This window comes from Pseudorhizobium flavum, from assembly GCF_044142885.1.
Taxonomy (GTDB): domain Bacteria; phylum Pseudomonadota; class Alphaproteobacteria; order Rhizobiales; family Rhizobiaceae; genus Neorhizobium; species Neorhizobium flavum.
The window spans coordinates 269136-295150 of record NZ_JBIOKZ010000002.1 but is presented as its reverse complement, the minus strand read 5'-3'; the positions used below and the strand labels follow the sequence as shown (position 1 = coordinate 295150).

The 26015-nt window shown below is 61.9% G+C and carries 22 protein-coding genes; 10 read left to right on the top strand and 12 right to left on the bottom strand.

The annotated features are described in order from the left end of the window. Window positions 1–80 precede the first annotated feature (80 nt). From ACEPP2_RS04925 to ACEPP2_RS04910, 4 genes are all read left to right on the top strand, one after another. Window positions 81–1013, top strand: a complete 933-nt coding sequence (locus ACEPP2_RS04925) for an alpha/beta fold hydrolase (protein ID WP_395515962.1) — start codon at window positions 81–83, stop codon at window positions 1011–1013. 99 nt (window positions 1014–1112) lie between these two features. Continuing rightward, window positions 1113–2090: a DMT family transporter gene (locus ACEPP2_RS04920; RefSeq protein ID WP_395515961.1), complete on the top strand. Its 978-nt coding sequence runs from the start codon at window positions 1113–1115 to the stop codon at window positions 2088–2090. Next, on the top strand, window positions 2087–3292 hold the full coding sequence (locus tag ACEPP2_RS04915; RefSeq protein ID WP_395515960.1) for a CaiB/BaiF CoA transferase family protein: 1206 nt from the start codon (window positions 2087–2089) through the stop codon (window positions 3290–3292). Before ACEPP2_RS04920 ends, ACEPP2_RS04915 begins: the two co-directional genes overlap by 4 nt. Beyond that, window positions 3289–4938, top strand: a complete 1650-nt coding sequence (locus tag ACEPP2_RS04910; protein ID WP_395515959.1) for a thiamine pyrophosphate-binding protein — start codon at window positions 3289–3291, stop codon at window positions 4936–4938. The genes ACEPP2_RS04915 and ACEPP2_RS04910 overlap by 4 nt, the downstream gene beginning before the upstream one ends. A 60-nt stretch (window positions 4939–4998) precedes the next feature. On the opposite strand, the gene ACEPP2_RS04905 is transcribed toward ACEPP2_RS04910, so the two are convergent. From ACEPP2_RS04905 to ACEPP2_RS04895, 3 genes are all read right to left on the bottom strand, one after another. Next, window positions 4999–5340, bottom strand: a complete 342-nt coding sequence (locus ACEPP2_RS04905; RefSeq protein ID WP_052638768.1) for a RidA family protein — start codon at window positions 5338–5340, stop codon at window positions 4999–5001. A gap of 58 nt (window positions 5341–5398) precedes the next feature. Beyond that, window positions 5399–5737, bottom strand: coding sequence for a TIGR01244 family sulfur transferase (locus ACEPP2_RS04900; RefSeq protein WP_281976837.1), 339 nt, complete (start codon window positions 5735–5737; stop codon window positions 5399–5401). A gap of 74 nt (window positions 5738–5811) precedes the next feature. Beyond that, window positions 5812–6651 (bottom strand): DUF4432 family protein, encoded by an 840-nt coding sequence (locus ACEPP2_RS04895; RefSeq protein ID WP_395515958.1) that lies wholly within the window; start codon window positions 6649–6651, stop codon window positions 5812–5814. Window positions 6652–6841: 190 nt separating this feature from the next. Between ACEPP2_RS04895 and ACEPP2_RS04890 the strand changes: the two genes are divergently transcribed. After that, on the top strand, window positions 6842–8206 hold the full coding sequence (locus ACEPP2_RS04890) for a L,D-transpeptidase (RefSeq protein ID WP_395516166.1): 1365 nt from the start codon (window positions 6842–6844) through the stop codon (window positions 8204–8206). A gap of 50 nt (window positions 8207–8256) precedes the next feature. Here ACEPP2_RS04890 and ACEPP2_RS04885 read toward each other — a convergent pair whose 3' ends face one another. From ACEPP2_RS04885 to ACEPP2_RS04850, 8 genes are all read right to left on the bottom strand, one after another. After that, complete coding sequence (locus ACEPP2_RS04885) at window positions 8257–8973, bottom strand: ParA family protein (RefSeq protein ID WP_052638773.1); 717 nt, start codon at window positions 8971–8973, stop codon at window positions 8257–8259. A 201-nt stretch (window positions 8974–9174) separates the two neighbouring features. Beyond that, complete coding sequence (locus ACEPP2_RS04880) at window positions 9175–10320, bottom strand: iron-containing alcohol dehydrogenase (RefSeq protein WP_395515957.1); 1146 nt, start codon at window positions 10318–10320, stop codon at window positions 9175–9177. Continuing rightward, window positions 10317–11702 (bottom strand): aldehyde dehydrogenase family protein, encoded by a 1386-nt coding sequence (locus tag ACEPP2_RS04875; protein WP_395515956.1) that lies wholly within the window; start codon window positions 11700–11702, stop codon window positions 10317–10319. The genes ACEPP2_RS04880 and ACEPP2_RS04875 overlap by 4 nt, the downstream gene beginning before the upstream one ends. A 40-nt stretch (window positions 11703–11742) precedes the next feature. Further along, window positions 11743–13113 carry a glutamine synthetase family protein gene (locus ACEPP2_RS04870; RefSeq protein WP_395515955.1) on the bottom strand — a complete coding sequence of 457 codons (1371 nt, stop codon included), beginning with the start codon at window positions 13111–13113 and terminating at the stop codon, window positions 11743–11745. Between the two features lie 69 nt (window positions 13114–13182). After that, window positions 13183–14229: a TRAP transporter substrate-binding protein gene (locus tag ACEPP2_RS04865; protein WP_395515954.1), complete on the bottom strand. Its 1047-nt coding sequence runs from the start codon at window positions 14227–14229 to the stop codon at window positions 13183–13185. Between the two features lie 102 nt (window positions 14230–14331). After that, window positions 14332–15657, bottom strand: a complete 1326-nt coding sequence (locus tag ACEPP2_RS04860; RefSeq protein WP_395515953.1) for a TRAP transporter large permease — start codon at window positions 15655–15657, stop codon at window positions 14332–14334. Beyond that, the gene (locus ACEPP2_RS04855; RefSeq protein ID WP_077546652.1) at window positions 15654–16163 is read right to left on the bottom strand and encodes a TRAP transporter small permease subunit; all 510 of its coding nucleotides are present in this window, start codon (window positions 16161–16163) and stop codon (window positions 15654–15656) included. The genes ACEPP2_RS04860 and ACEPP2_RS04855 overlap by 4 nt, the downstream gene beginning before the upstream one ends. Window positions 16164–16230: 67 nt before the next feature. Next, window positions 16231–17025, bottom strand: a complete 795-nt coding sequence (locus ACEPP2_RS04850; protein WP_395516165.1) for an N-formylglutamate amidohydrolase — start codon at window positions 17023–17025, stop codon at window positions 16231–16233. Between the two features lie 163 nt (window positions 17026–17188). On the opposite strand from ACEPP2_RS04850, the gene ACEPP2_RS04845 reads away from it, so the two are divergent. From ACEPP2_RS04845 to ACEPP2_RS04825, 5 genes are all read left to right on the top strand, one after another. Then, window positions 17189–18076, top strand: coding sequence for a MurR/RpiR family transcriptional regulator (locus ACEPP2_RS04845; RefSeq protein ID WP_077546654.1), 888 nt, complete (start codon window positions 17189–17191; stop codon window positions 18074–18076). 127 nt (window positions 18077–18203) lie between these two features. Continuing rightward, window positions 18204–19310 (top strand): ABC transporter substrate-binding protein, encoded by a 1107-nt coding sequence (locus tag ACEPP2_RS04840; RefSeq protein WP_395515952.1) that lies wholly within the window; start codon window positions 18204–18206, stop codon window positions 19308–19310. Window positions 19311–19426: 116 nt separating this feature from the next. Further along, entirely contained in the window at window positions 19427–20302 is an 876-nt protein-coding gene (locus tag ACEPP2_RS04835; RefSeq protein WP_077546656.1) for an ABC transporter permease, read from the top strand. After that, window positions 20299–21090: an ABC transporter permease gene (locus ACEPP2_RS04830; RefSeq protein WP_077546657.1), complete on the top strand. Its 792-nt coding sequence runs from the start codon at window positions 20299–20301 to the stop codon at window positions 21088–21090. Before ACEPP2_RS04835 ends, ACEPP2_RS04830 begins: the two co-directional genes overlap by 4 nt. Before the next feature lie 12 nt (window positions 21091–21102). Further along, complete coding sequence (locus tag ACEPP2_RS04825; RefSeq protein ID WP_052638783.1) at window positions 21103–22158, top strand: ABC transporter ATP-binding protein; 1056 nt, start codon at window positions 21103–21105, stop codon at window positions 22156–22158. 33 nt (window positions 22159–22191) lie between these two features. Here ACEPP2_RS04825 and metH read toward each other — a convergent pair whose 3' ends face one another. Beyond that, a complete protein-coding gene (metH, locus tag ACEPP2_RS04820) occupies window positions 22192–25965 on the bottom strand; it encodes a methionine synthase (RefSeq protein WP_395515951.1) in 3774 nt (1257 codons plus the stop codon). Between the last annotated feature and the right edge of the window lie 50 nt (window positions 25966–26015).

Genomic DNA, 26015 nt, shown 5'->3' with positions numbered 1-26015 from the left:
TACTCCGGCGTCTGGGGGTTTGGACGCTATCTAGGCGAAACGGGCGCCGGGAGCAATGCGCGAGCAGAGGGGGCGGAAGAATGTTCGAGGAAACCAGGCGGCTGGAAAGCCCCACGGGCGCAAGCCTCGCCTATCATCACCAGGCGGCCTCCGGCGCCGCATGCGGCGTTCTCCTGATCTGCCACGGAATGGTCGAGCATTCCGGTCGATACGGCGACTTCGCGCATTCAATCGGCGCCAACGGCTTCCACGTTTATGCCCATGATCACCGCGGGCACGGCGCAACGACGGCTGCAGATGCCGTCAAGGGCCGATTTGCCGTGCGCGATGGCGTGGCCAAGGTCCTGGATGATGTCTGGGCGATGCGAAATCTTGCAACGGATGCTCATCCAGGCCTCCCGGTGATCCTCTTCGGCCATTCCATGGGAGGTCTCATCGCCTTAAATGCCGCAGGCGATCATCCGGATGGATACCAGGGGCTCGCAATCTGGAATTCCAACTTCAACCAGGGGGCGGCGGGCCGTCTCGCGAAGCTCGTGCTACATATCGAAAAGGCGCTGATGGGGGCCGACGTCCCGAGCGCCATTCTCCCGAGAGCCACCTTCCGCAGTTGGGGTCGCTCGATACCGAACTGGCGGACCGAATCCGACTGGCTGAACAGCATCCCCGCCGAGGTCGATGCCTATCTCGCCGACCCTCTCTGCGGCTTCGATGCCAGCATATCGCTCTGGCTCGATATCCTTCGCCTCACGTTCCGGGGGCCTACGGTTCTCGGTCGACTGCCCAGGGGTCTCCCGATCCACCTCGTCGGTGGGGAAGATGACCCAGCGACCAACAGAGGGCGGGAAATCCGGTGGCTTGCCGACCAGTTCCGCCGGAAAGGCTTCCAGCGGGTCACCAGCCGGATCTGGGCGGGCACGCGTCATGAAACGCTGAAGGAGGTTGTCCGGCGGGAGGCGATGGACGATTTCGTGTACTGGGCCCGGGCCGCAGTCGCCTCTCAAACGGAATGAACTAATGACATTTCCTCAAGTGCCTTCGCTCTCCTGGTTGGATATAGGTTATGCGCGGCAGCGGCGTCGGGCGCTCCGCATTGCGCAAGAGTGGAAAGCATGACCTCACAGGCCGGTGGCCTCGCCACGCCATCCGCACCCACGACGACCATCGTGAACGGCCTCCTGCTGATGCTGCTGGCCATGCTGGCGGCACCTCTGATCGATATCTTCTCCAAGCTCGCGACCGGCACGACATCACCCACGATGATCACCGCTGCGCGTTTCCTGTTCCAGGCCCTGTTCATGCTGCCGATCGTGCTGTGGAACGGGCTCTGGCGGAATTTCTCGTGGCGCATGAGTGCCTACCATGCGGTGCGCGCCGCGATCATAACCCTGTCCATGATCTGCTTCGTTGCCACCCTCGCCGTCATGCCGGTTGCAGACGCAATCGCCATCTTCTTCGTCGAACCGATCATCCTGACCATTCTCGCCAGCATTTTCCTCGGCGAGACGATCGGCTGGCGACGCTATACCGCCTGTGGCGTTGGTTTCATCGGAGCGATGATCGTGATCCGCCCTAGCTTTGAAGAGGTTGGATTGATCTCCATCCTGCCGGTCATCACCGCCTTCTGTGTTGCGGTATTTGCACTCATGACCAGGGCGCTCGCGCCGCGTGAGAACCCCTGGGCGATGCAGTTCCAGATGTCGCTGTGGGGCATCCCGATCTGCGCCCTGCTACTTCTGGTGGGAGACATGGCGGAGGTGGACTTCCTTGCTCCCTCGATGCCTGACCTAAGCGTCCTTCTCTGGCTGCTCGGCGTCGGCTTCTTCGCAGCGCTTTCCGGCATTCTCGCCGTCTACGCCTATCGTGTCGCGCCGGCCTCCGTGCTTGCCCCCCTCCAGTATTTCGAGATTGTCTCGGCAACCGTGTTTGGCTGGCTCGTCTTCGGGGATTTTCCGGACGCCGTGAAATGGCTCGGCATCGCGATCATCATCGGCTCCGGCCTCTACATCATCTGGCGCGAACGGCGCGTCGCAGCCAAACCCGTAACGGCCGCAGAAACCTCGGTCGCGTCCCGGATCAGCACACCATGACCCAGAATACCCGAAAGAAACCGCCGCTCGCCGGCATCCGCGTCATCGAGCTCGCTCGCGTTCTCGCCGGCCCCTGGGCCGGACAGATGCTGGCCGACATGGGCGCCGACGTGATCAAGGTTGAGAATCCCGACGGAGGCGACGACACCCGCGCCTGGGGACCGCCCTTTGTCGAGGGCAAGAACGGCGAAAACCTGTCCGCCGCCTACTACCACTCCACCAACCGCGGCAAGCGCTCGATTGCGGTGGATCTCAAGACGGAGGAAGGACAGGAGATCGTTCGCCGCCTCGTGGCGACCGCCGACGTGGTGATCGAGAACTTCAAGCTGGGCGGCTTGAAGAAGTACGGCCTTGATTACGAAAGCCTGAAGGCGATCAACCCGAAGCTCGTCTACTGCTCCATTACCGGCTTCGGGCAGGATGGTCCCTATGCCAGCCTGGCCGGCTACGACTACATCGTCCAGGGCATGTCCGGTTTCATGTCGATCACCGGCGAACCGGACAGCCAGCCGATGAAGGCTGGCGTGGCGATCGCCGACATCTTCACAGGCACCTATGCCGTCACCGCCATCCAGGCGGCGTTGATCCACGCGATGAAGACGGGCGAAGGCCAGCTTGTGGACATGGCGCTGCTGGACGTGATGTCGGCCGTTCTTGCGAACCAGAACATGAACTACCTGATCTCAGGCACGGCCCCTTCCCGCCTCGGCAACGCACATCCGAACATCAGTCCGTATGAGGTGATCCCAGTCGCCGACGGCCACATCATCCTCGCGGTCGGCAATGACGGGCAGTTCCGGCGCTTCTGCACGCTCCTCGGCGTGGAACACCTCGCCTACGACGAGCGCTTCGCCACCAACAAGGCCCGCGTCGCCAACCGGGTCGAGGTTCGTCGCAATCTCCTGGTCGAGACGGAAAAATGGACCAAGGCAGATCTACTGGCAGCCTGCGGCGACAATGCTGTGCCGGCTGGGCCGATCAATACCATCGCCGAGATGTTCGACGACCCGCAGATCAAGGCGCGCGGACTGCGCGTCGATCTTAAGGCAGCAGACGGCACGCCCATCCCGAGCGTACGCAGCCCGATCGTGCTGTCGGAAACACCGCTGCGCTACGGCCGGCCGAGCCCAGGGCTTGGCGAACATACCGCCACCGTGCTGGCGGAACTGGATTCTATCGAAATGAAGGGGAAGAACCGATGAAGACCGGTGGTCAACTGATCGTCGAGGCACTGAAGGCGAACGGCGTCAAGCGTGTCTCCTGCGTGCCGGGGGAAAGCTACCTGGCAGTCCTCGATGCGCTCTATGACAGCGGCATCGACGTCCTCGTCTGCCGCCAGGAAGGCGGCGCGGCAATGATGGCCGATTGCTGGGGCCGGCTCACAGGCGAACCGGGCATCTGCATGGTGACGCGCGGGCCGGGCGCAACTAATGCGTCTGCGGGCCTGCACATCGCCCGGCAGGATTCGATCCCGATGATCCTGTTCATCGGACAGGTCCAGCGTGACGCCCGCGAGCGCGAAGCTTTTCAGGAAGTCGAGTACCGTCGGGCCTTCACCGAATTCGCCAAGTGGGTCGGCGAGATCGATGATGCCCGCCGTATCCCGGAATTCGTCACACGTGCCTTCGCCGTCGCAACCTCGGGACGCCCCGGCCCTGTCGTGCTGACCCTACCGGAAGACATGCTGGTGGACGAGGTCGAGGCTCCCGCGGCGCAGCCCTACATGCCGGTGGAGGCCCATCCCGGCCCCAGCCAGATGAAGCAGTTCGAGGCCCTTTTGAAGGAAGCGCAGCGACCGATGTTCATCCTCGGCGGCACGCGCTGGAGCGAAGAGGCTGTCGCCGGGTTCGAGGAGTTCGCCAGCCGCTTCAAGGTCCCGGTGGGATGTTCCTTCCGGCGCCAGATGCTGTTCGACCACCTGCACCCGAGCTATGCAGGGGATGTCGGTATCGGTATCAATCCGGCACTGGCAAGGGAAATCAAGGACTCCGACCTGCTCGTCCTCGTCGGCGCACGCATGTCGGAAATGCCGTCGTCAAGCTACACCCTGATCGACATCCCCTACCCCGCGCAGAAGCTCGTCCATATCTATCCTGACCCGGAGGAACTCGGTCGCGTCTACCGCCCGGATCTGGCGATCTGCGCTGCCCCTGCCGAGTTCACCGCGGCGCTGGCCGAGCTCGATCCGCCGGCAGCACCGCTTTGGGCCGAGCGCAAGTCCGCCATGCATGATGCCTACCTGAAGTGGTCGACACCGCCGAAGACAGGACCAGGATCGGTGCAGATGGGCCCGATCATGGAATGGTTGGACGCCAACACCGCAGAAGACACGATCTTCGCCAACGGTGCCGGCAATTACGCCACCTGGGTCCACCGCTTCCACCGCTTCCGCAAGTTCAACACCCAGGCTGCTCCGACGTCCGGATCGATGGGCTATGGCCTGCCTGCCGCGGTGGCCGCCAAGCAGCTCTTCCCAGAGCGCGAGGTAATCTGCTTTGCCGGGGACGGCTGCTTCATGATGCACGGCCAGGAATTCATCACCGCGGTTCGCTACAACCTGCCGATCATTACAGTGCTGGTGAACAACGGCACCTACGGCACGATCCGCATGCACCAGGAGCGGGAATATCCCGGTCGCGTCAGCGCAACCGACCTCGTGAACCCAGACTTCGTCGCCTTCGCCAAGGCCTATGGCGGGCATGGAGAACTGGTCGAGAAGACCGAAGACTTCGCTGCAGCCTTCGAACGGGCACGAGCGAGCGGCAAGCCATCGATCATCGAGATCAAGCTCGACGCCGAGGCGATCACGCCGACCCGGACGCTGACGCAGATCCGCGAAAAATCCTGATACAAGAAAAGCCGGCGCATCAGACAGATGCGCCGGCTTCCGGATTCGGATTGTCACGGCTCAGATAGCGGCGGTAACCGTGAACTCGACCTTGTACTTCGGCGCTGCGAGCTTGGCTTCGCTGGTCGCGCGTGCCGGCGTATTGGCCGGATCGACCCAGGCTTCCCAGACAGCATTCATCTCGGCGAAGTAGGACATGTCGGATAGATAGATCAGCGTCTGCAGGATCTTCGACTTGTCGGAGCCTGCGGCAGCCAGAAGGCGATCGACTTCACGCAGCGCGTATTCGCACTGCTCCTTGACCGTCTCACCCTCGCCCACCTGGCCCGAGAGATAGACGGTGTTGCCGTGGACGACAGCGCCGCTCATGCGGGCGCCCTGTTCGATGCGCTTGATGCTCATAAATGCTCCTGGAAGGTTTCAAGCTAAAGACTGGCCGGAGGGACCGGCCGCGGGAAGACTAGCCGCGCAGATGCTGGCTCTTTTCGTAGATCGCCGTGGAGCGGGCGCCGGAGCGGCAATAGCCAAGCATTGGCCGCGGCATTTCATCGAGCGCGTCCACCATGCCGTTAACCGCTTGCGCGTCGACGCCCATGCGACCGACCGGTACGTGCTTCACCTCAAGGCCAAGCTCTTCCGCCTTGGCGGCAATATCTGCGAAGCGCGGCTGGCCCGGCTCCTCCTCGTCCGGCCGATTGCAGACGATCGACTTGAATCCCATCGCCCTGATCTCTTCGAGATCCTCGATCCGGATCTGTCCGGTCACGGCGTATTCGTCGTTGATCTGGCGGATATCCATGGGCTCGTTCCTCCGGCTCGTTGTCTTGGTTGATCACTTACGCCGCAGCCGGCAGGGCGTCAATCGAGCCGGGCTCAGGCGAAGCAGAAGCGCAGGCCGTAGTCGATGCTCTCGCCAGGTCTCAGCGGCTGCAGTTCCCCGCGCTCTGCCAGTTCGTGGCGACCGACCCACCGGTGCGAAACCGGCTCAATGCCCAGCACGTGTGCCGGAGCCTGCTGGTTGCGCCATATCTGCAGCCACGGAAGCGTGTCTGTCCGGAACTTCACCTTGAGCGTGAGACCGCCGATGGCCGCAATCGGTCCCAGCGCGATTTCAGCCCAGTCCTCCCCCTCCTGCACCGCGGAAACACAGAATACACCGCCCGGATCCTCCCCGAAGTTCCAGGGAAGGCTGCCGTTTTCCACCATCTTGCCGCTCAGTCGGACCTCACTGTCGAACAGCCAGGCTCCGATATTCATGTGATACATGTGGAGCGGCGGAAACGACTTTGTACCTGTATTGGTGAGGCGATCGGAGAGGCACACTTCCCCGCTCTCGCCGTCGATGCGCCAATGACGTTCGAGGAGCGCGTTCCCCCCGTCGGCAAGACCGACCGGAACCGTCGCCCGGCACTCGGCATCCCCGTCCTGGCAATCCCAGAAGAGGATCTGCGCAGGATGCGAGGAGAAGGAGCCATGTAAGGGGTACCTGCTCCCATCCTTTCGGCCCTCGATCGGTTCGGGATGGCGGATATGGTCAGGGCCGCAGGTGAAAAGGAAACCCTCAAGGGAGTGATCTATCCTCGGATCACCGTCATCCGGGATCGCCCGCCCCGGAGCGATATCGACCTTGCCGACGAAACAGGAGCCAATGTCGAGGACGGAAGTGTGGTCCAGAAACAGGCGAGGACCGGCAGCTGCGGAAAAGACCTTCATTTCACTTCTCCAGATCCGAGAACGACTCCGTTACCAGAACGTGATCGAATGTTAACGTCACGTTCACCGCGAATTCACCTTTTTCACACTAGCGTCAAAATTCGCTTGTCTGTGGCAGGCGAAGTACCGGCCGGAACGTTTATCCAGTTCGGTGATTTCATTCATGTTCAACAAGAAGGTCGGTGACAACGTGAAACGGCTTCTCACTGCTGGTCTCGGTATTGCAGCCTTGGTGGCGCAGGGCGCTTCGATGGTCTCGGCCCAGGTGATCTACGATCCATACGCTCGCGACACGCTTCTCGTCGCACCCGACGGCAGCATCCTGGATTATGTGCCGGAACAGGGCGAAGTCGTGATCACCCGCGACCGCTCGGGCCGCCGGATAATCATCGACCGATATGGTGAGGTGATAGCCACAGAAGTGCCACGGGACGGCTATGGTTCGCGCAGCATCGACCGGTACCCGCCCCCACCCTCGGACTATCGCCGCTACCGCGACGAAGCAGGATACCGGGATTACCGCGAATACCGTCCAGGCGAGCCCGGAGAAATAACCGGCACCGTGCCGGATCGCGGCTCCATTACCCGGCTTCCCCTTGAGGATCAGCCCTTCCCGGATGAACCGCAGGATGACTTCGCGTCTATCGAGCGCGATCGGCAACCGGCCCGGCCTATGGAAGCGGAGAAGCCTATCATCGCGGTCACCAAGAAGCCGCAGGCAGAGATTGCCGCCCTGCAGGTCTTCCTCGACCGGGAGGGCATCTCTCCCGGCGTCATCGACGGCCATCTGGGCGATAACGTCAACAAGGCGATCGCCGCGTGGCAGGAGATGACGGGCGAAACGCTCGATCCCAACAACTCCGAGGACATCCTGCAACGGCTCGCCTATTCCGGCGGCTTGCCGATCGTCGACTACACGATCACGGCTGCCGATGCGGCAGGCCCCTTCGTCGCATCCATTCCGGACGATTACGGGCAGAAGGCCCAGATGCCCGCCATGTCCTATACCTCGACCAGCGAAAAGCTCGCCGAGCAGTTCCACATGGACGAGAGCTACCTGAAGGCCCTGAACCCGGGCAAGGACTTCTCTATCCCCGGCACGATCATCAAGGTCGTCAATCCCGGACAGCCGAAGAAGGGTAACGTCACTCGCATCGTCGCCGACAAGAGCAAGAAGCAGGTATTCGCCTATGGTGAAGACGGCGGACTGATCGCCGCCTATCCGGCCACGATCGGCTCGACCGACACCCCCTCGCCCACGGGGACCCATACGGTGGAACGCGTAGCGCTCGACCCGGGCTACACCTACAATCCCAAGGTCAACTTCAAGCAGGGCAACAACGACAAGATCCTGCAGATTCCGCCAGGACCGAATGGGCCGGTCGGAACGGTCTGGATTGCCCTCTCCAAGCCAAGCTACGGAATCCATGGGACGCCGGAGCCGTCGAAGATCGGGAAGACAAACAGCCACGGCTGTATCCGGCTGACCAACTGGGACGCGACCGAACTGGCCAAGATGGTCAAGCCCGGCGTCAGCGTCGAGTTCGTGGAATAGAAAAAGGCGCCTTTGGCGCCCTCTTCGTGGGAGCAGGTCTTACAGTCAGTTCAGGCTGCCAAGCGTCCTGAGGCGACCAGCCGCGATTTTCCCGAGCGGACAACCCTTGCCGGCATCAGGCGCACCACCTCCTGGGCGAAGGCGGCGGCATTCTCCCGCGCCTTGTCGAGGTTGCTCACTCTTGCGGCATCCAGGGTACGCAGCGTCCCCCCTGTCTCGAAGAGTTCCTTGAAGGCGATGCGTTCGCCGATGGGCGTGTTCAGGACGTTCACGCCGCGGGCAGCAAGAAGCCCCTTGATCGCCAGAAGCGCCTTTGTCGTGACCATGGACGTGACGCGGGTGAGGACAACGGAATGGGGAATGGCAAGATTGGCCTTTTCCTTCATCATGGCCAGGAGGTCGAGGATCTGCGCCGCGCCCTTGGCATCCATTGCCGAACCCTGGACGGGGATCATGACATGATCCGAAAGGCCGATCGCGGTCGTTACAAGTGCGTCCCTCGCACCCGCTAGATCGATAACGAAGAAATCAACCTGATCCCGCATTTCTCGCAGATGACACTGCAGGGACGCGACGGACACCTGCGAGATCACCTCCAGATTATGGAGCGGGCCCGAAATCTCCGCCCACTGGGTGATCCACTGCTGCGGGTCGCAGTCGATGATTGCCACGCGGTGGCCCTGACCGGCCAGTTCGGTGGCGAGCAAAAGTGCTGCGGTGGTCTTTCCGGCACCGCCCTTGGCGTTGGCAAAGGAAATTACGGGCATTCTCGATCCTTGAAGGGCATGAGCCGCATCGCTCAGATGCGCACCGGGGAGGCATGGTGCATTGACGGCCACCTTGCTTAATCATGGTTAACAAAGGGTAAATTTAGCGATCAACGATATAAGGGGTAACTTGTCGCTGCGGCATAGGAAAGCCCCGAAGTATCGGCTTCGGGGCTTCCCGGTTGGCCAAGCGGATCGGCTTCAGAAGCAGTCGACGAAGAGCAGCCGAGTGTTTTCCAGCGTCATCGGCACAGGATTGCCGCCGCAGCTGGGATCCTCGATCGCCATGGCGGCGAGCTCATCGATTCGATCCTGACCGATGCCCATCGCCGTCAGGTTTTCCGGTACGCCGAGTTCCGCCCGCAGCGACAGGACATAGTCGTAGAAGCCGTCGAAGCCTCCGCTGATACCGAGATATGCGGCCGCACGCTCGATCTTCTCTTCGATCGCCGACCGGTTGAAGCGCAGCACCGGCGGCATGACAACCGCATTCGTCATGCCGTGATGCGTGTTGTAAACGGCACCGATCGGATGCGACAGCGAATGGATCGCGCCAAGACCCTTCTGGAAGGCAACAGCCCCCATGGCCGCAGCGGACATCATGTTGGTGCGCGCCTCGATATCGGTCCCGTCCCTGTAGGCGCGCGGCAGGAATTCCTTGACCAGCCGCATGCCCTCAAGCGCAATTCCTTGGCTCATCGGGTGGTAGAAGGGCGAGCAATAGGCTTCCAGGCAGTGGGCGAAAGCGTCCATGCCGGTGCCGGCCGTGATCATCTTCGGCATGCCGACCGTCAGTTCAGGATCGGCGATCACGACGCCGGGCAGGAACTTCGGGTGGAAGATGATCTTCTTCACATGAGTCTCGGAATTGGTGATCACCGAGGCGCGACCGACTTCCGACCCAGTGCCGGCGGTCGTCGGTACCGCAACGATGGGTGCGATGCCCTCGGTGCTGGCGCGCGTCCACCAGTCACCGATATCTTCGAAATCCCAGACTGGCCGCGTCTGGCCGACCATGAAGGCAACCGCCTTGCCGAGGTCGAGGCCCGAACCGCCGCCGAAGGCCACCACGCCATCGTGCCCGCCATCGCGAAACGCTTTCACGCCTGCTTCCAGGTTCTTCTCGTTCGGATTGGGATCGACGTCGGCGAAAATAGCACGACCGAGGCCCGCCTCCTCCAGAACATCCAGTGCATGACTGGTGATCGCCATTGAAGCAAGTCCACGGTCGGTGACCAGAAGCGGCTTCTTCATGCCGAGCGACTTGCAGGCGTCGGCCAGTTCCTTGATCCGGCCCCGGCCGAGCTTGACGGCGGTCGGATAGCTCCAGTTCGCGACGATGTTCATTTCGTGACTTTCTTCAGATGGTAGGACTTGGGTCGGGTCAGGTTATGGAAGCCGAGGACGGAGAGTGAGCCACCACGGCCGGTCTCCTTGACGCCGGTCCAGCAAAGCGCCGGATCGAGATAGTCGGCGCGGTTCATGAAGACGGTCCCAGTTTCGATCTCACGACCGATCCGTCCCGCCCTTTCCGCATCCTGCGTCCAGAGCGATGCCGTCAGTCCGTATTTGCTGTCGTTCATCAACGCGATCGCTTCGTCGTCAGTCTTCACCTTCATGATCCCGACGGCCGGACCGAAGGTCTCCTCGGTCATGAACGACATGGAGTGATCGACATCCACCAGAACCTGCGGCGCCAGATAGGCGCCGCCGTCATCGGCCGGAAAGAGCTTCGGATCGACCAGCGCCTTCGCGCCGCGCGAAACGGCATCCGCCACCTGCTCCCGGACGACCTTTGCGAAACGCTTGTTCGCCATCGGCCCGAGCGTCGTCTCCTGCTCCAGGGGATTGCCGAGCTTGTAGTTCGAGACCCAGGCGACCGACTTCTCGACGAACCGATCGTAGAGCGATTCGTGCACATAGATGCGCTCGATACCGCAGCAGCACTGTCCGGAATTGTAGGTGGCGCCATCCATCAGCGTGTCGACAGCCGCATCGAGATCGGCGCCCTCCATGACGTAGCCGGGATCCTTGCCGCCGAGCTCGAGGCCGAGCCCGGTGAAGGTGCCTGCGGCTGCGCGCTCGATGGAGCGTCCGCCTTCCACCGAGCCGGTGAAGTTGATGAAGTTGAACTTGCCGGCGGCGATCAGTGCCGAGGTGGTGTCATGGTCGAGGAAGAGGTTGACGAAGACGTCCCCCGGCACGCCTGCCTCGACAAAGGCGCGCACCAGCCGCTCGCCGACCAGCAGCGTCTGCGAGGCATGCTTGATGACGACCGTATTACCGGCCATCAGCGCCGGCGCCACGGTATTGATCGCCGTCATGTAGGGGTAGTTCCAGGGGGCGATGACGAAGACGACGCCATGGGGCTCGCGCTCGATGCGGCGTTCGAAGCTCGCGCTCTCCTCCACCACCATCGGCGCCAGCGCATCGGCGGCGATCGAGGCGACGTAGTTGGAGCGTTCGTTGAAGCCTTTGAACTCGCCGCCATAGCGGATAGGGCGGCCCATCATCCAGGCGAGTTCGGGCACCACTTCTTCGGCCATCTCGTTCAGCCGGGTGACACCCTTCAGGACGAGTTGGACGCGTTCCTCGAGTGGCCGCTTGGCCCAGCTCTTCTGCGCCTTGCGGGCACGGTCAACGGCCGCAGCAGCCTCCTCGAAACCCATGGCCTGTCGCTCGGCATAGACCGAGCCGTCGACCGGCGAAATGCATTGGATCATGGTCATGATCACACTTCCTGTCGTTTATGATCTTGTCGGTCGAGCACTAGGCCCTTTCGAAGCCACGCGCCACTTCCCAATCGGTGATGCGACGATCGTATTCTTCCTGCTCCCACTGGGCGGCGCGGGTATAATGGTCGACGACGTCGTCACCGAAGGCGGAGCGCAACATGGCTGAGCCGGACATCAGCGCCGTCGCGTCGCGCAGCGTGTGCGGAATTTCGCGAATGTCCTTGCCACCATAGGCGTCACCCTCGAAGGCCGGCTCCAGCTCCATTCTGTTCTCGATCCCGTCGATGCCGGCTGCAAGGAGCGCGGCCATGGCAAGATAAGGATTGAGATCGGAGCCACCGACGCGGCATTCGATGCGGATGCCTTTGGTCGAGTCACCGCAGAGGCGATAGCCGGCCGTGCGGTTGTCCTTTGACCAGATCGCCTTGGTGGGCGCGAACGTGCCGGCCATGAAGCGCTTGTAGGAGTTGATATAGGGCGCCAGGAAATAGGTGATCTCGCCGGCATGGGCGAGCAGGCCCGCGACGTAGTGCTTCATCGTCTCCGACATGCCGTGCTCGGCGTCCTTGTCGAAGAAGAGCGGCGTCTTGCCATCCGCGCTCCACAGCGACTGATGGATGTGAGAGGAGGAGCCGGCGGCATTGTAGTTCCACTTGGCAAGGAAGGTGATCGCCTTGCCTTTCGACCAGGCGATCTCCTTGCAGCCGTTCTTGATGATTACGTGGCGGTCGGCCATGGTCAGTGCATCGGCGTAGCGGACGTTGATCTCCTCCTGGCCGGCCGAGGCCTCGCCCTTGGAGTTCTCCACCGGGATGCCGGCGCCCTGCAACCCGTTGCGGATTGCCCGCATCACATCCTCTTCCTTGCTCGTCTGGAAGATGTGGTAGTCCTCGTTGTACGCGCTGGCGAGCTTGAGATTGCGGTAGCCGGACGCGTGGGCCTGCTCATAGGTCTGGTCGAACAGGAAGAATTCAAGTTCCGTCGCCATGAAGGCCTTGATGCCCTTGGCTTCAAGCCGGGCGACCTGCTTCTTGAGGATGGCGCGGGGCGAATGCGGCACTTCTTCATGGGTGTGGTGGTCGAGAACGTCGCAGAGGACCAGGGCGGTTCCCTCGAGCCAGGGAATGCGCCGCAGCGTCGAAAGGTCCGGCTTCATCGTATAGTCGCCATAGCCCTTTTCCCAGCTCGTCGCCTTGTAGCCGGAAATGGTCTCCATCTCCATGTCGGTGGCGAGCAGATAGTTGCAGCTGTGGGTTTCCTCATAGGCGCCTTCAACGAAGAACTGCGCCTGGAAGCGCTTGCCCATCAGGCGGCCCTGCATGTCCACGAGGCAGGCGAGTACGGTATCGATCCGACCATCCGCGACGTCGCGTTTCAGGTCATCAAATGTGTAGGTGGCGGTCATGGAGACTTCCATCGGGACGAAGATCGGAGGAGGGACGGGGCCGCCACAGCGGCCCCGTCCCCGGCTGATTTAGCTGTATCGGTACGGAGGTCCGGCCTTCTCCATCGTGTCGCGATACTTCTTCAGGATCTCGACGACCTTGGCAGCGCGGGGGCTTGTCGCGGCGATCTCATCCCAAAACTTCAGGGCTTCCGCCTCGACGGTCTTCCACTCCTCGTCGGGGATGGTGGTCAGCTCAAGCTTGGTGCCCTCGGTGCGGAGCTGCGCCTCGCCACCCCAGTACCAGTACTGGCGGTAGTAGTGCGAGGAATCCATGGTGAGCTTGAAGAGCTCCTTCAGATTGTCCGGCACCTCGTTCCAGCGATCGGCGTTGGCGAAGAACGACCCGCACCAGGCACCGGAAATGTTGTTCGTGAGGAAATATTTCGTCACGTCGGCCCAGCCGACCGTGTAGTCCTCGGTAATGCCGGACCAGGCGATCCCGTCGATTTCGCCGGTCTGCATCGCGACCTGGACGTCCTCCCACGGGAGTGTGACCGGGACGACGCCGAAGCGGTTGAGGAACTGCCCCGCTGTCGGGAAGGTGAAGATGCGCAGGCCCTTGAGGTCCTCAAGGCTCTTCAGCGGCTTGTTGGTGGCGAAGTTGCACGGGTCCCAGGCACCGGCAGAAAGCCACTTCACACCGACCTCGCTATAGGCCTCGTCCCAGATCTCGTTCAGGCCGTACTGGTGGAACAGCGTCGGGACGTCCAGGCTATATCGAGAGGCGAACGGGAAATAGCCACCAAAGACTTTGATATCGACCGGCGAGTTCATTGAATCGTCGTCGGACTGCACGGCATCGATCGTGCCGGCCTGCATGGCGCGGAAAAGTTCGCCCGTGGGAACGAGCTGGTCGGCGGTGTAGAGCTCGATCTCCATCTGCCCTTCGGCGATCTTGTTGAAGGAATCGATCGCCGGCTTGACGACGTGCTCGGCAAGCGCCGGGCCCGCATAGGTCTGCAGCCGCCAGCGGATCGGCGCCTGCGCCTTTACATGTGGTGCGGCCAGCATGGCTGGTGCGGCTGCAGCGGCGGTCAAACCCGCCTTCTTCAGGAATTGTCTTCTGTTGGTCATGTCTGTTCCCTCTGTTGATGATTGATACAGTCACGCCGCACCGAGTTGTCCGGTGCGAAGCCGGCCCGTTGCCCGGGCTCTCTTGTTGATGTTCCGAGTGCGCTAGCCGCGAACATTGACATGCTCCGGCAGCCAGAGTGCGATCTGCGGATACGCCATGATGATGGCGAGCCCGATCATCATGATGATGACGAAAGGCCAGACCGAACGGTAGATGTCTCCCAATGAAACCTCCGGCGGCGCCATGGCGCGCATCAGGAAGAGATTATAGCCGAAGGGCGGCGTCATGTAGGAGATTTGGCAGGTGATCGTGTAGAGGACGCCGTACCAGATCAGGTCGAAGCCGAGCTTGCCGACCAGCGGGATGTAGAGAGGCGCCACGATGACGAGCATGGCGGTATCATCAAGGAACATGCCCATCAGGATGAACGACAGCTGCATCAGGATGAGGATCGTCCAGGGTGAAAGGCCCCAATCGTTGATCAGCAGTCCCTCGATCGCGCGCACCGCGCCCAGTCCGTCAAAAACGGCGCCGAAGCAGAGTGCGGCCAGAATGATCCACATGAACATGCAGGTGATGCCGAGCGTCTGCTCGATCGTCCGCGTCAAGACGCCGTTGCCGAGCCGTCCCTTCACGGCGGCCACAACCAGAGCGGACAGCGCGCCGACCGCGGAGCTTTCCACGAGGCTGGTATAGCCCATCAGGAAAAGCCCCATCATCAGGAAGAAGATAAGGAACGGCAGGACGCCGGCGCGAAGCAGCTTCAGCTTCTCCGAGAGCGGAATGTCCCGCTCTTCCTTGGGGAGGACCGGACCCAGTGCCGGGTTCAGATGGCAGCGGATGACGATGTAGATGATGAAAAGAGCTGCGAGGAGCAGGCCCGGAAAGGCACCGGCGAGCCAGAGCTGGCCGACCGGCTGGCGGGCGATCATTCCGTAGAGCACCAGCACCACGCTTGGCGGAACGAGGATTCCGAGCGAACTACCTGCCTGGATGACACCGGTCACCATGGTCTTGTCGTAGCCGCGCTTGAGCAGTTCCGGCAGCGCAATCGTCGCGCCAATCGCCATGCCGGCAACGGAAAGGCCGTTCATCGCCGAGATGATGACCATCAGGCCGATCGTGCCGACGGCGAGGCCGCCGCGAAGACCGCCCATCCAGACATGGAAGGCCTTGTAGAGGTCCTCGGCGATTCCCGATTCCGACAGGAGATAGCCCATGAAGATGAACATCGGCAGCGTTAGGAGCGGATACCACTTCATCAGCTTCATCGCGGCCGAGAAGCCGAGTTCGAAACCGCCATTGCCCCACAGGATGGCGGCAGCAACGACGCCGACGAATCCGATCACGGCAAAGACGCGCTGCCCCGTCAGCATGCTGAGCAGCATGGAGGAGAACATGAACAGGATGATCAGTTCTGCACTCATGCCAGCGGCCTTCCCAGCGCAACCGCCAGATCCTTGATGAAGATGGAGGTTGCCTGCAGGAGGGTGAGGAAGATGCCGATCACCATCACGATCTTGATCGGCGCCATGTAGGGCGACCAGGACGAGTAGCTGGTCTCGTTATACTGGATCGCGTAGTTGGTGCTGGATATGCCGCCATAGAGGAGGAAGAACAGGTAGGTAAACAGCATGAAGATGGTGACCACGTCGACGATTGCCTTGGTTCGCGGCGACCAGCGGCCATAGGCAAGGTCCATCCTGACATGCGAGTCGAGCTGCAGCGAATAGGCGCCGCCAAGCAGAAAATAGGCGGCCATCACGAACTGGGCCATTTCCAGCGTCCAGAGCGAAGGCAGGAAAAAGGCCTTCGACATGGACGACCAGAGAAGGATGCCCATCATCACGAAGATAAGGTACATGGTCACGCGGCCGACCCCGCGATTGAAGCGGTCGACAACGCGGACATAAGTCTTCAGCACGTCAGGCATCGGCGCCCGCCGCGACTAGCAATGTGTGATCGTGCACCCTTTCATTCTCCCAGTCCGTTCCACCTCGTCAGCCGCCATTTTTGTTGTTCTTGGTCAGCGGGCCAATGCTCTCCGTCAGCAGCTTGCTGAGGAAGTCTGCCGCCGCGCCCTGACCAGCCTCGTCGGCGATCAGGTCGTTGCGAACTTCGATCATCACGTTCAGAAGCCCGGCAGGCAAGGCATGAAGTTCGAGTGTGTGTGTCACGCCGTCTGCCGGGCCGTAGGGCTCGTTCCGTTCCAACCGGTAAGGGTGCGTCCCTGCAGTTGCCTGCAGCATCCTGTCGGCCAGACGGCTATCCGTATCGTGGAGGATGCCGATTTCCACCGCCCGCTCCTGTCCAAAATAGACGCGCGTGAAGCTGTGGACCGTGACAAGCACCGTCTGCAATCCCCTCGCCCGCCGCGCCACGATCTCGTCGCGGATCGCTCCCTGGAAAGGCAGGTAGAGCGAGGTGGTGCGCAGCGACTTCTCCGCCTCCGACAGGTTCTCATTGCCCGGAATGCGGAAGACCTCGCTGACGTCGCGGATGGCGGCGGGCGATTCCGGCGGGCGATTGCAGTCATAGACAAGCCGAGAAAAGCGCTGGTAGATCAGCGTGGCGTCAAGCTTCTGCGACATGAGCCGCGCAACAGCGAGCGCACCCGGATCCCAAGCGATATGCGACGAAAGCGCGTCCTCGGAGAGTCCAAGGGTGCCGTACCGTTTCGGCAGTCTGCGCGAAGCATGCTCACAAACCAGGAGCACCTCGCCCCGTCCCCGGGGGTTTTCGATTGCGACTGGCTCGCCGTCATTTTCCGTGAAGAATGTCGTTTCGGCCAGCATGTCGTCCGGAGCGCAAGTGTGGAACACGCCGAAGAGAATTCTTCATCTTCATTCCTCCGTCAATGCAGTTCTGAAATTTTCTCTTCATCACGCGCATTGACTTGCCGGCGGAAAGAAGAGTTAAATCTCATCAACCGGCGAAGACCGGAAGGGAACAGCATCAGTGCCAACCGCCGCACGCACCGTCTCGGATGTCATCCGCACCCGCTACGACAGCCTGACGCGTGCCGAAAGGCAGCTGGCCGACAGGATCTTGGAGAACTATCCGGTGTCCGGCCTCGGGAGCATCACGACGATTGCGGAAAACGCAGGCGTTTCCACGCCCACAGTTGCCCGCATGGTGCAGAAGCTTGGGTTCAAGGGATATCCGGAGTTCCAGTCCCACCTGCACCACGAGCTTGAGGAAACGATCTCCAATCCGATTACCAAGCATGATCGATGGGCGCTCAACGCGCCGGGTACGCACATCCTCAATCGCTTCGCGGAAGCGGTGACCGCCAACCTCCGCGACACACTTTCCGACCTGAATACCAAGACGTTCGAAGGTGCGGCAGCACTGCTGGGCGACCTCGATCGCAGCATCTACTTCGTCGGCGGTCGCATCACCGGGGCGCTCGCGGAATACTTCTTCACGCACATGCAGGTCATCCGCCCGAGAGCGACGTTGATCTCGAACAATTCCAGTTCCTGGCCGCAGCATGTGCTGAACATGAACCGCGGCGATGTTCTGGTGATCTTCGACATCCGCCGTTACGAGCAGGAAATGGCAACACTGGCGGAGGTCGCAAGGCAGAACGGCGTCGTGATCGTCCTGATCACCGACATCTGGGGCTCGCCGGTCGCGAAACATGCCCGGCACACTTTCCGCGCCCGGATAGAAGCGCCCAGCGCCTGGGATTCCTCGGTCGTGACTCTCTTTCTCGTCGAGGCACTGATCGAAGCTGTGCAGAGCGCCACCTGGGACAGGACGCGCGAACGCATGACCTCGCTCGAAGAGCTCTTCGAGCAATCGCGGCTTTTCCGCCGTCCGCACCGACACAAGCTGGAATGAGCGTCCGGCGAAAAGCCTGCAGTGCAAGAGACTTATCAGCGAATACTCACCTGTGCAGACTGTCACATACCGTACATGAACCGGCTCTACGAGTCGCCGCCACACGACCAAACCTCAGGAGGATATCGTGCTCAACAAGACCCACCGCTTTCTCTCTCTGACGACTGCCGTCGTCATCGCCTCCACGAGCCTGGCCTATGCCGAGCCCAGTGCGGAACTGATCGAAGCCGCCAAGAAGGAAGGGATGCTGACCACTATCGCGCTGCCCCACAGCTGGTGCGGCTATGGCGAAGTCATCGCCGGCTTCAAGGCAAAGTACCCGGAAATCCAGGTCAACGAACTGAACCCCGATGCCGGCTCGGCCGATGAAGTGGAAGCCATCAAGGCGAACAAGGACAACAAGGGCCCGCAGGCCCCTGACGTCATTGACGTCGGTCTAGCCTTCGGCCCGCAGATGAAGGAAGAGGGCCTGCTGCAGCCCTACAAGGTATCTACCTGGGACGAGATTCCGGACGACATCAAGGATGCCGAAGGCTACTGGTACGGTGACTATTACGGCGTGCTCTCCTTCATCGTGAACAAGGACATGGTCGAGACGGTGCCGCAGGACTGGGCCGACCTCCTCAAGCCAGACTATGCGGGCCAGGTCGCCCTCGCCGGTGACCCGCGCGCTTCCAACCAGGCGATCCTCGCCGTGCTTGCTGCAGGTCTTTCCAAAGGCGCCAAGCCTGGCGAGGAGTCTGGCAAGGCTGGTCTCGAGTACTTCGCCGAACTGAACAAGGCCGGCAACTTTGTACCTGTGATCGCCAAGGCGGGCACAATCGCCCAGGGCGCCACGCCGATCGCGGTCGCATGGGACTACAACGCCCTCGCCTGGCGCGACGAACTCAAGGAGAATCCGCCGGTCGAAGTCGTCGTTCCGAAGACCGGCGTACTTGCGGGCGTCTACGTCCAGGGCATCTCGGCCTATGCGCCGCATCCGAACGCTGCCAAGCTCTGGATGGAATACCTCTATTCGGACGAGGGCCAGAACCTCTGGCTCAAGGGCTATTGCCACCCGGCACGCTTCAACGCCATGGCAAAGGCCGGCAAAATCCCGCAGGAACTGATGGACGCCCTGCCGCCGGCTGAAAGCTACGAAGCGGCGGTCTTCCCGACGGTCGAAGAGCAGAATGCCAACAAGGCCGCCGTCACCGGTGGTTGGGACAGCGTCGTCGGCGCCAACGTCCAGTAATCCGCATCCACTGAGTGGCCCGGTCCGAAGCATTCGGGCCGGGCTTGCCATTTGAACGGCACTCGCCGTATTTTCGCCACAGATCAACAGCCGAGCCGAGGGAGACGACCGCGCCGATGACCAATAGCTCTCCCGCAACCCAGCTGCACCTGCCACTGACCTGGCTCGGCCTGGCGCCCTTTGCGATCTTCGTAACGCTGTTCCTGCTTATGCCGACCATGCATATCGTGATCGGCGCCTTCCAGACGCGTGACGGGTCGTTCACGCTGCAGAACATCATCGACCTCAACAGCGGGACAATCCCGTCAAGCTACTGGATCTCGATAAAGATCTCCGCCGCCTCCGCCGCGCTGGGATCCCTCATCGGCTTCGGAATGGCCGTCGCCGTTGTCTTCGGCGCCGTGCCTCGCTGGGTCCGCTCCCCGCTGATGACCTTCTCCGGAGTCGCCTCCAACTTCGCCGGAGTGCCGCTGGCCTTCGCTTTCCTGGCGACCTTTGGTCCGGTTGGTCTCGTCACCGTCTTGCTCCGCCAGAACTTCGGGATCGTCCTGCAACGCGACCTTGGCTTCAACATCCTGAGCTTCTGGGGCCTGACCGTCACCTACCTTTTCTTCCAAATCCCGCTGATGATCCTCATCATCACCCCCGCCCTGGAGGGGCTGCGCCGGGAATGGCGGGAGGCTGCACAGGTGCTCGGCGCCTCTACCCTCCAGTACTGGCGGATGGTTGCGCTGCCGATCCTCTTTCCGTCGCTGCTCGGCACCTTCGCGCTGCTCTTTGCCAATGCCTTCGGCGCCGTCGCGACCGCCATCGCCCTCACCGGATCGAGCCTCAACATTGTGCCCATCCAGCTCTTCGCGCAGATTCGGGGGGATGTGCTCGGCAATCCGAACCTCGGCTATGCCATGGCCTTCGGGATGATCGTTGTCACGGCCGTTGCCAACGTGGTCTACATCTGGCTGCGCATCCGCGCCGAAAGGTGGCTGAAATGAGTATCGGGGCGCGCATCATCGGCTGGGCGGTCCTGATCTTCGGCCTCCTCTACTTCTTTGTGCCGCTCGGCGGCCTCTTCGAGTTTTCCTTGAAGGCACGACGAGGGGTCTACTCCTTCGATGCCTATCGGCAAGTTTTCGCTGACCCGCAGTTCCAGGCGACATTTACCTATTCGGTGGTGATGGCACTGGTGACGATCGCCATCGGCATCCTGATCGTTGTGCCGACGGCATTCTGGGTTCGTCTGAAGATGCCCTGGGCCCGTCCCTATGTGGAATTCGTCACGCTCCTGCCGCTCGTCATACCGGCGATCGTCGTCGTCTTTGGCTATATCCGGCTCTACAACACTTCGAGCTGGCTGCCGCTGACCGGCTCCGTGTTTGGCACCAACGCGCTCCTTGCCTTCGGCTATACCATCCTGGCGCTGCCCTACATGTACCGGGCGGTCGATACGGGGCTTAGAACCATCGACGTCGCCACCCTGACGGAAGCCGCGCAGATCCTCGGCGCCGGCTGGTTCACGATCCTTCGCCGGGTGATCCTTCCGAACGTGGTTCCAGCGGTACTTTCGGGTGCCTTCCTCACCTTTGCGATCGTCATCGGCGAGTTCACCCTGGCGGCCCTCCTCGACCGCCCGGCGTTCGGCCCGTATCTGCAGCGGATCGGCGCCAACAAGGCTTACGAGCCGTTCGCCCTGTCCGTCATTGCCTTCGCCATCACCTGGGGCTGCCTTGGCCTCATCCAGCTCGTGTCGCGTTTCAGCAAGGCGGCGCCCTCGCGCATCTAAGGATCCTACTGCATGTCGTTCCTGGTTCTCGACAACCTCCAGAAAAGCTTCGGCGCCGTGCAGGTGGTGAAGGACTTCAACATGTCGATCGACAAGGGCGAGTTCGTCTCCTTCCTCGGCCCATCCGGCTGCGGCAAGACGACCGTGCTGCGCATGATCGCCGGATTCGAGACGCCGACCGGCGGTACGATCAGCATCGACGGCCGGGACCAGAGCCGGCTGAAAACGAACCAGCGCAATATCGGCATGGTCTTCCAGGCTTACGCGCTGTTCCCCAATATGAACGTCTTCGACAATGTCGCCTTCGGGCTCAAGGTGGCGGGCACGCCGAAGGCTCAGATCGAGGCGCGGGTGAAGGAAATGCTGGCGCTCATCCGCCTCGAGCACCTTGCCGACCGCTACCCGTACCAGATGTCGGGCGGCCAGCAGCAGCGCGTGGCGCTGGCCCGGGCGCTGGCGCCGAAGCCGCAACTCCTGCTGCTGGACGAACCGCTATCGGCGCTCGACGCGAAGATCCGCATCTCGCTGCGCGAGGAGATCCGCCAGATCCAGCGGCAGCTCGGCATCACCACGGTCTTTGTGACGCACGACCAGGAGGAGGCCCTGTCGATTTCCGACCGCATCGTCGTGATGAATGCCGGCCGCGCCGACCAGATCGGCACACCTTCGGAAATCTACAATCGGCCAACCACTCGCTTCGTCGCCTCCTTCGTCGGAACGCTCAACATGATCGACGCGAAGGTGGAAGATCCGGCCGCGCAGACCGTCCGGATCGGCGACCAGTTAGTCAGGTTGCGCGACCTGCCCGGGAGCCACAAGGCCGGCGAACCAATCCTGCTCGCCTTGCGCCCCGAAGCCGGCTCGATCTCCGAGGGCGGCGACAGTGCCTTGCAGGGAACCGTCCTCTCATCGAGTTTCCTCGGCTCGGTCGTCCGCACCAAGATCGACGTCGGCGGCAATGCCATATCCTTCGACATGTTCAACGCCCCGGATCTCAGAATGCCTGCACCCGGCGAGCAGGTGACGCTCAACTTTTCGGCGCAGGACCTGCTCGTGGTGGCGGACTAAGACCGTCCACCACCCGCCTGGCCCGGCTGATGATCAGGCTGCCTCGTCCTCCGCCTCCCCAGATCCGGTCGGAACATAGTTCAGAACTGGGCCGAGCCAGCGCTCTACGGCGGCGATCTCCATACCCTTTCGGGCAGCGTAGTCCCGCACCTGGTCCCGCTCCACCTTGGCGACGCCGAAGTAGTAGGAATCCGGATGACCGATATAGAGGCCGGAGACCGATGAACCGGGCCACATCGAATAGCCTTCGGTCAGGGTCACCCCCGTCTGGGCTTCGGCGTCGAGAATACGGAAAAGCGTATCCTTCTCCGTATGGTCCGGCTGGGCCGGATAGCCCGGTGCCGGCCGGATACCGCCATAGGCTTCACTGACGAGTTCCTCATTGGTGAAGTTCTCGTCCGGCGCATAGCCCCAGAACTCCTGGCGCACCCGCTCGTGCATGCGTTCAGCAAATGCCTCTGCAAATCGGTCGGCAAGCGCCTTCACCAGGATCGACGAATAATCGTCGTTCGCCCGCTCGAAACGCTCGGCGATGGCGATCTCCTCGAAGCCGGCCGTGACCACGAAACCACCGACATAGTCCTCGATACCGCTGCCCAAGGGTGCCACGAAGTCGGACAGGGCGACGTTCGGCCTTCCGTCGCGCTTCGACAATTGCTGGCGGAGCGTAAAGAAGGTCGCAAGTTCCTGTGCGCGCGTCTCGTCGGTAAACAGCCGGATGTCGTCGCCCACCGTATTGGCCGGCCAGAAGCCGATCACCGCACGCGGCCTGAACCATTTCTCCTCGATAATCTTCGCCAGCATCGCCTGTGCGTCGGCCCACAGGTGGCGGGCCGCCTCGCCCTGCTTCTCGTCTTCAAGGATCGCCGGGAACCGTCCCTTCAGCTCCCACGTCTGGAAGAACGGCGTCCAATCGATATAGCGGGCCAGTTCCGCCAGGTCGTAGTGATCGAAGCTGCGCGTCCCGAGGAAGCTCGGGCGTTTCGGACGATAGTTCGTCCAGTCCAGCTTCTCGGCGTTTTCGCGCGCCCGTGCCAGCGGCAGACGCTTCTTTTCCAGTTCGCTGCGGGCATGGGCAGCCGCGACCTTGGCATATTCGGCCCGGATGGTGTCCACGTAGCCGGCCTTCGCTTCAGACGAGAGCAGCGAAGACACCACGCCGACCGCACGGCTGGCATCGGTGACGTAGACCGCCTGCCCACGTTCATAGCGCGGATGGATCTTGACAGCCGTGTGGACGCGGCTGGTCGTTGCGCCACCGATCAGCAGCGGGATGTCGAACCCTTGCCGCTCCATCTCGGACGCCACATGCACCATCTCGTCGAGAGACGGCGTGATGAGCCCGGAGAGGCCGATGATATCGACCTTTTCCGCAACCGCCGTTTCCAGAATCTTCGTCGCCGGCACCATCACGCCAAGATCGATGATCTCGTAGTTGTTGCAGGCGAGAACAACGCCGACAATGTTTTTGCCGATGTCGTGGACGTCACCCTTCACGGTCGCCATCAGCACCTTGCCAGCAGACTGGCGCTGATCGCCCCCGGCCAGTCGCTTCTCCTCCTCCATGTGAGGCAGGAGCACCGCGACCGCCTGCTTCATCACGCGAGCCGACTTTACCACCTGCGGCAGGAACATCTTTCCGGACCCGAACAGGTCGCCGACGACGTTCATGCCTGCCATCAGCGGCCCTTCGATCACATCGAGTGGGCGCTTGGCCTGCAGACGCGCCTCTTCCGTGTCCGCTTCGATGAAGTCTGTAATGCCGTTGACCAATGCATGTGCCAGACGCTTATCGACAGGCCATTCACGCCAGGTCAGATCCTGTGCCTTCGCCTCCTTGCCGGCAGCGCCGCGATAGCGCTCGGCGATCTCGAGGAGCCGCTCGGTCGCGTCGTCGTGCCTGTTGAGCACCACATCCTCGCAGGCTTCGCGAAGATCGGCGTCAATATTCTCGTAGATTGCAAGCTGCCCTGCATTGACGATGCCCATGTCCATGCCCGCCTGGATGGCGTGGTACAGGAAAACGGCGTGCATCGCCTCGCGCACGGGCTCGTTGCCGCGGAAGGAAAAGGAGAGGTTGGAGACGCCGCCGGAGATGTGGACCAGCGGCATCTTCTCGCGGATGGTGCGCGTCGCTTCGATGAAGTCGACGCCATAATTGTCGTGTTCCTCAATGCCCGTCGCCACGGCAAAGATGTTCGGGTCGAAGATGATGTCCTCGGGTGGGAAGCCCACCGTCTCGACCAGCAGCTTATAGGCGCGCTGGCAGATCTCGACCTTGCGCTCGTAGCTGTCCGCCTGCCCCGCCTCGTCGAACGCCATGATGACGACGGCGGCGCCATAGTTGCGGATCAGTCGGGCCTGGTGGAGGAAGTTCTCTTCTCCCTCCTTCAGCGAGATGGAGTTGACGATGGCCTTGCCCTGGACGCATTTCAGGCCGGCCTCGATGATCTCGAACTTCGAGGAGTCGATCATCACCGGGACCTTGGCGATGTCAGGCTCGGCCGCGATGAGGTTGAGGAACTCCACCATGGCCCGACCGGAATCGATCAGCCCCTCGTCCATGTTGATGTCGATGACCTGTGCGCCGTTTTCCACCTGGTCGCGGGCAACGGCCAGCGCCGCCGTGTAGTCGCCGGCTGTGATCAGCTTGCGAAACTTGGCGGAACCCGTGACATTGGTCCGCTCGCCGACATTGACGAAGGGGATGTCCTTGGTCAGCACGAAGGGCTCGAGCCCGGCCAGCGACATCAGCGGCCTGTGCTTCGGTACCTCGCGGGCAGGATAGCGCGACACGGTTTCGGCAATGGCCTTGATATGCTCGGGGGTCGAGCCGCAGCAACCGCCGACGACGTTGATCAGCCCCTCCCGGGCAAACTCTTCGATCTGCCCGGCCATGTCCGCGGGAGACTCGTCATACTGGCCGAATTCGTTTGGAAGGCCTGCATTCGGATAGGCGCAGATGAAGGTGTCGGCCACCGCCGAAAGTTCCTGCAGGTGAGGCAGCATCGCATTGGCGCCGAGCGCGCAGTTGAGGCCGACCGTGAAGGGGTTGGCGTGCCGCACCGAGTACCAGAATGCCGACGGGGTCTGTCCCGACAGCGTTCGCCCGGAGAGGTCGGTGATCGTGCCGGAAATCATCACCGGCAGGCGGACGCCCTTCTCTGCGAAGCGCTCCTCGCAGGCAAAGATCGCTGCCTTGGCGTTGAGCGTGTCGAAGATCGTCTCGATGAGGATGATGTCGGCGCCGCCGTCGATCAGGCCGTCGATCTGCTCGCCGTAGGCGATCCGCAGGTCGTCGAACGATACTGCCCGATAGCCGGGATTGTTGACGTCCGGTGAAATGGAGGCCGTCCGGTTCGTCGGACCGATTGCGCCGGCAACGAAGCGACGGCGATCATCCTCCTTCTCCGCCCTCAGCGCCGCCCGGCGCGCGAGGCGTGCACCGTCGCGGTTCAGGTCGTAGACGGCCCCCTCCATCTCGTAGTCAGCCTGGGCGATGCGCGTGGAGGAAAAGGTATTGGTCTCCAGGATGTCCGCGCCGGCCATGGCATAGCGGTAATGGATCTCCTCGATAGCCTTGGGCTGGGTAAGGATCAGCAGGTCATTATTGCCCTGCTGATGGCAGGCACAGCCCGCAAACCGCTCGCCCCGGAAATGATCCTCGTCGAAGCCCAGCCCCTGGATCTGGGTGCCCATCGCCCCGTCAATAACCAGGATGCGCTCGCGGGCGGCCTTTTGAAGAGCGGCAAGCACTTCCTTTCCGTCACGCGGTGCAGCCTCCGGACCGAAAAGCTCGTCGAACATGCATCTCTCCTTTATAGGCTTTCTTCATAAGCGCATAAAGATATCTTTAT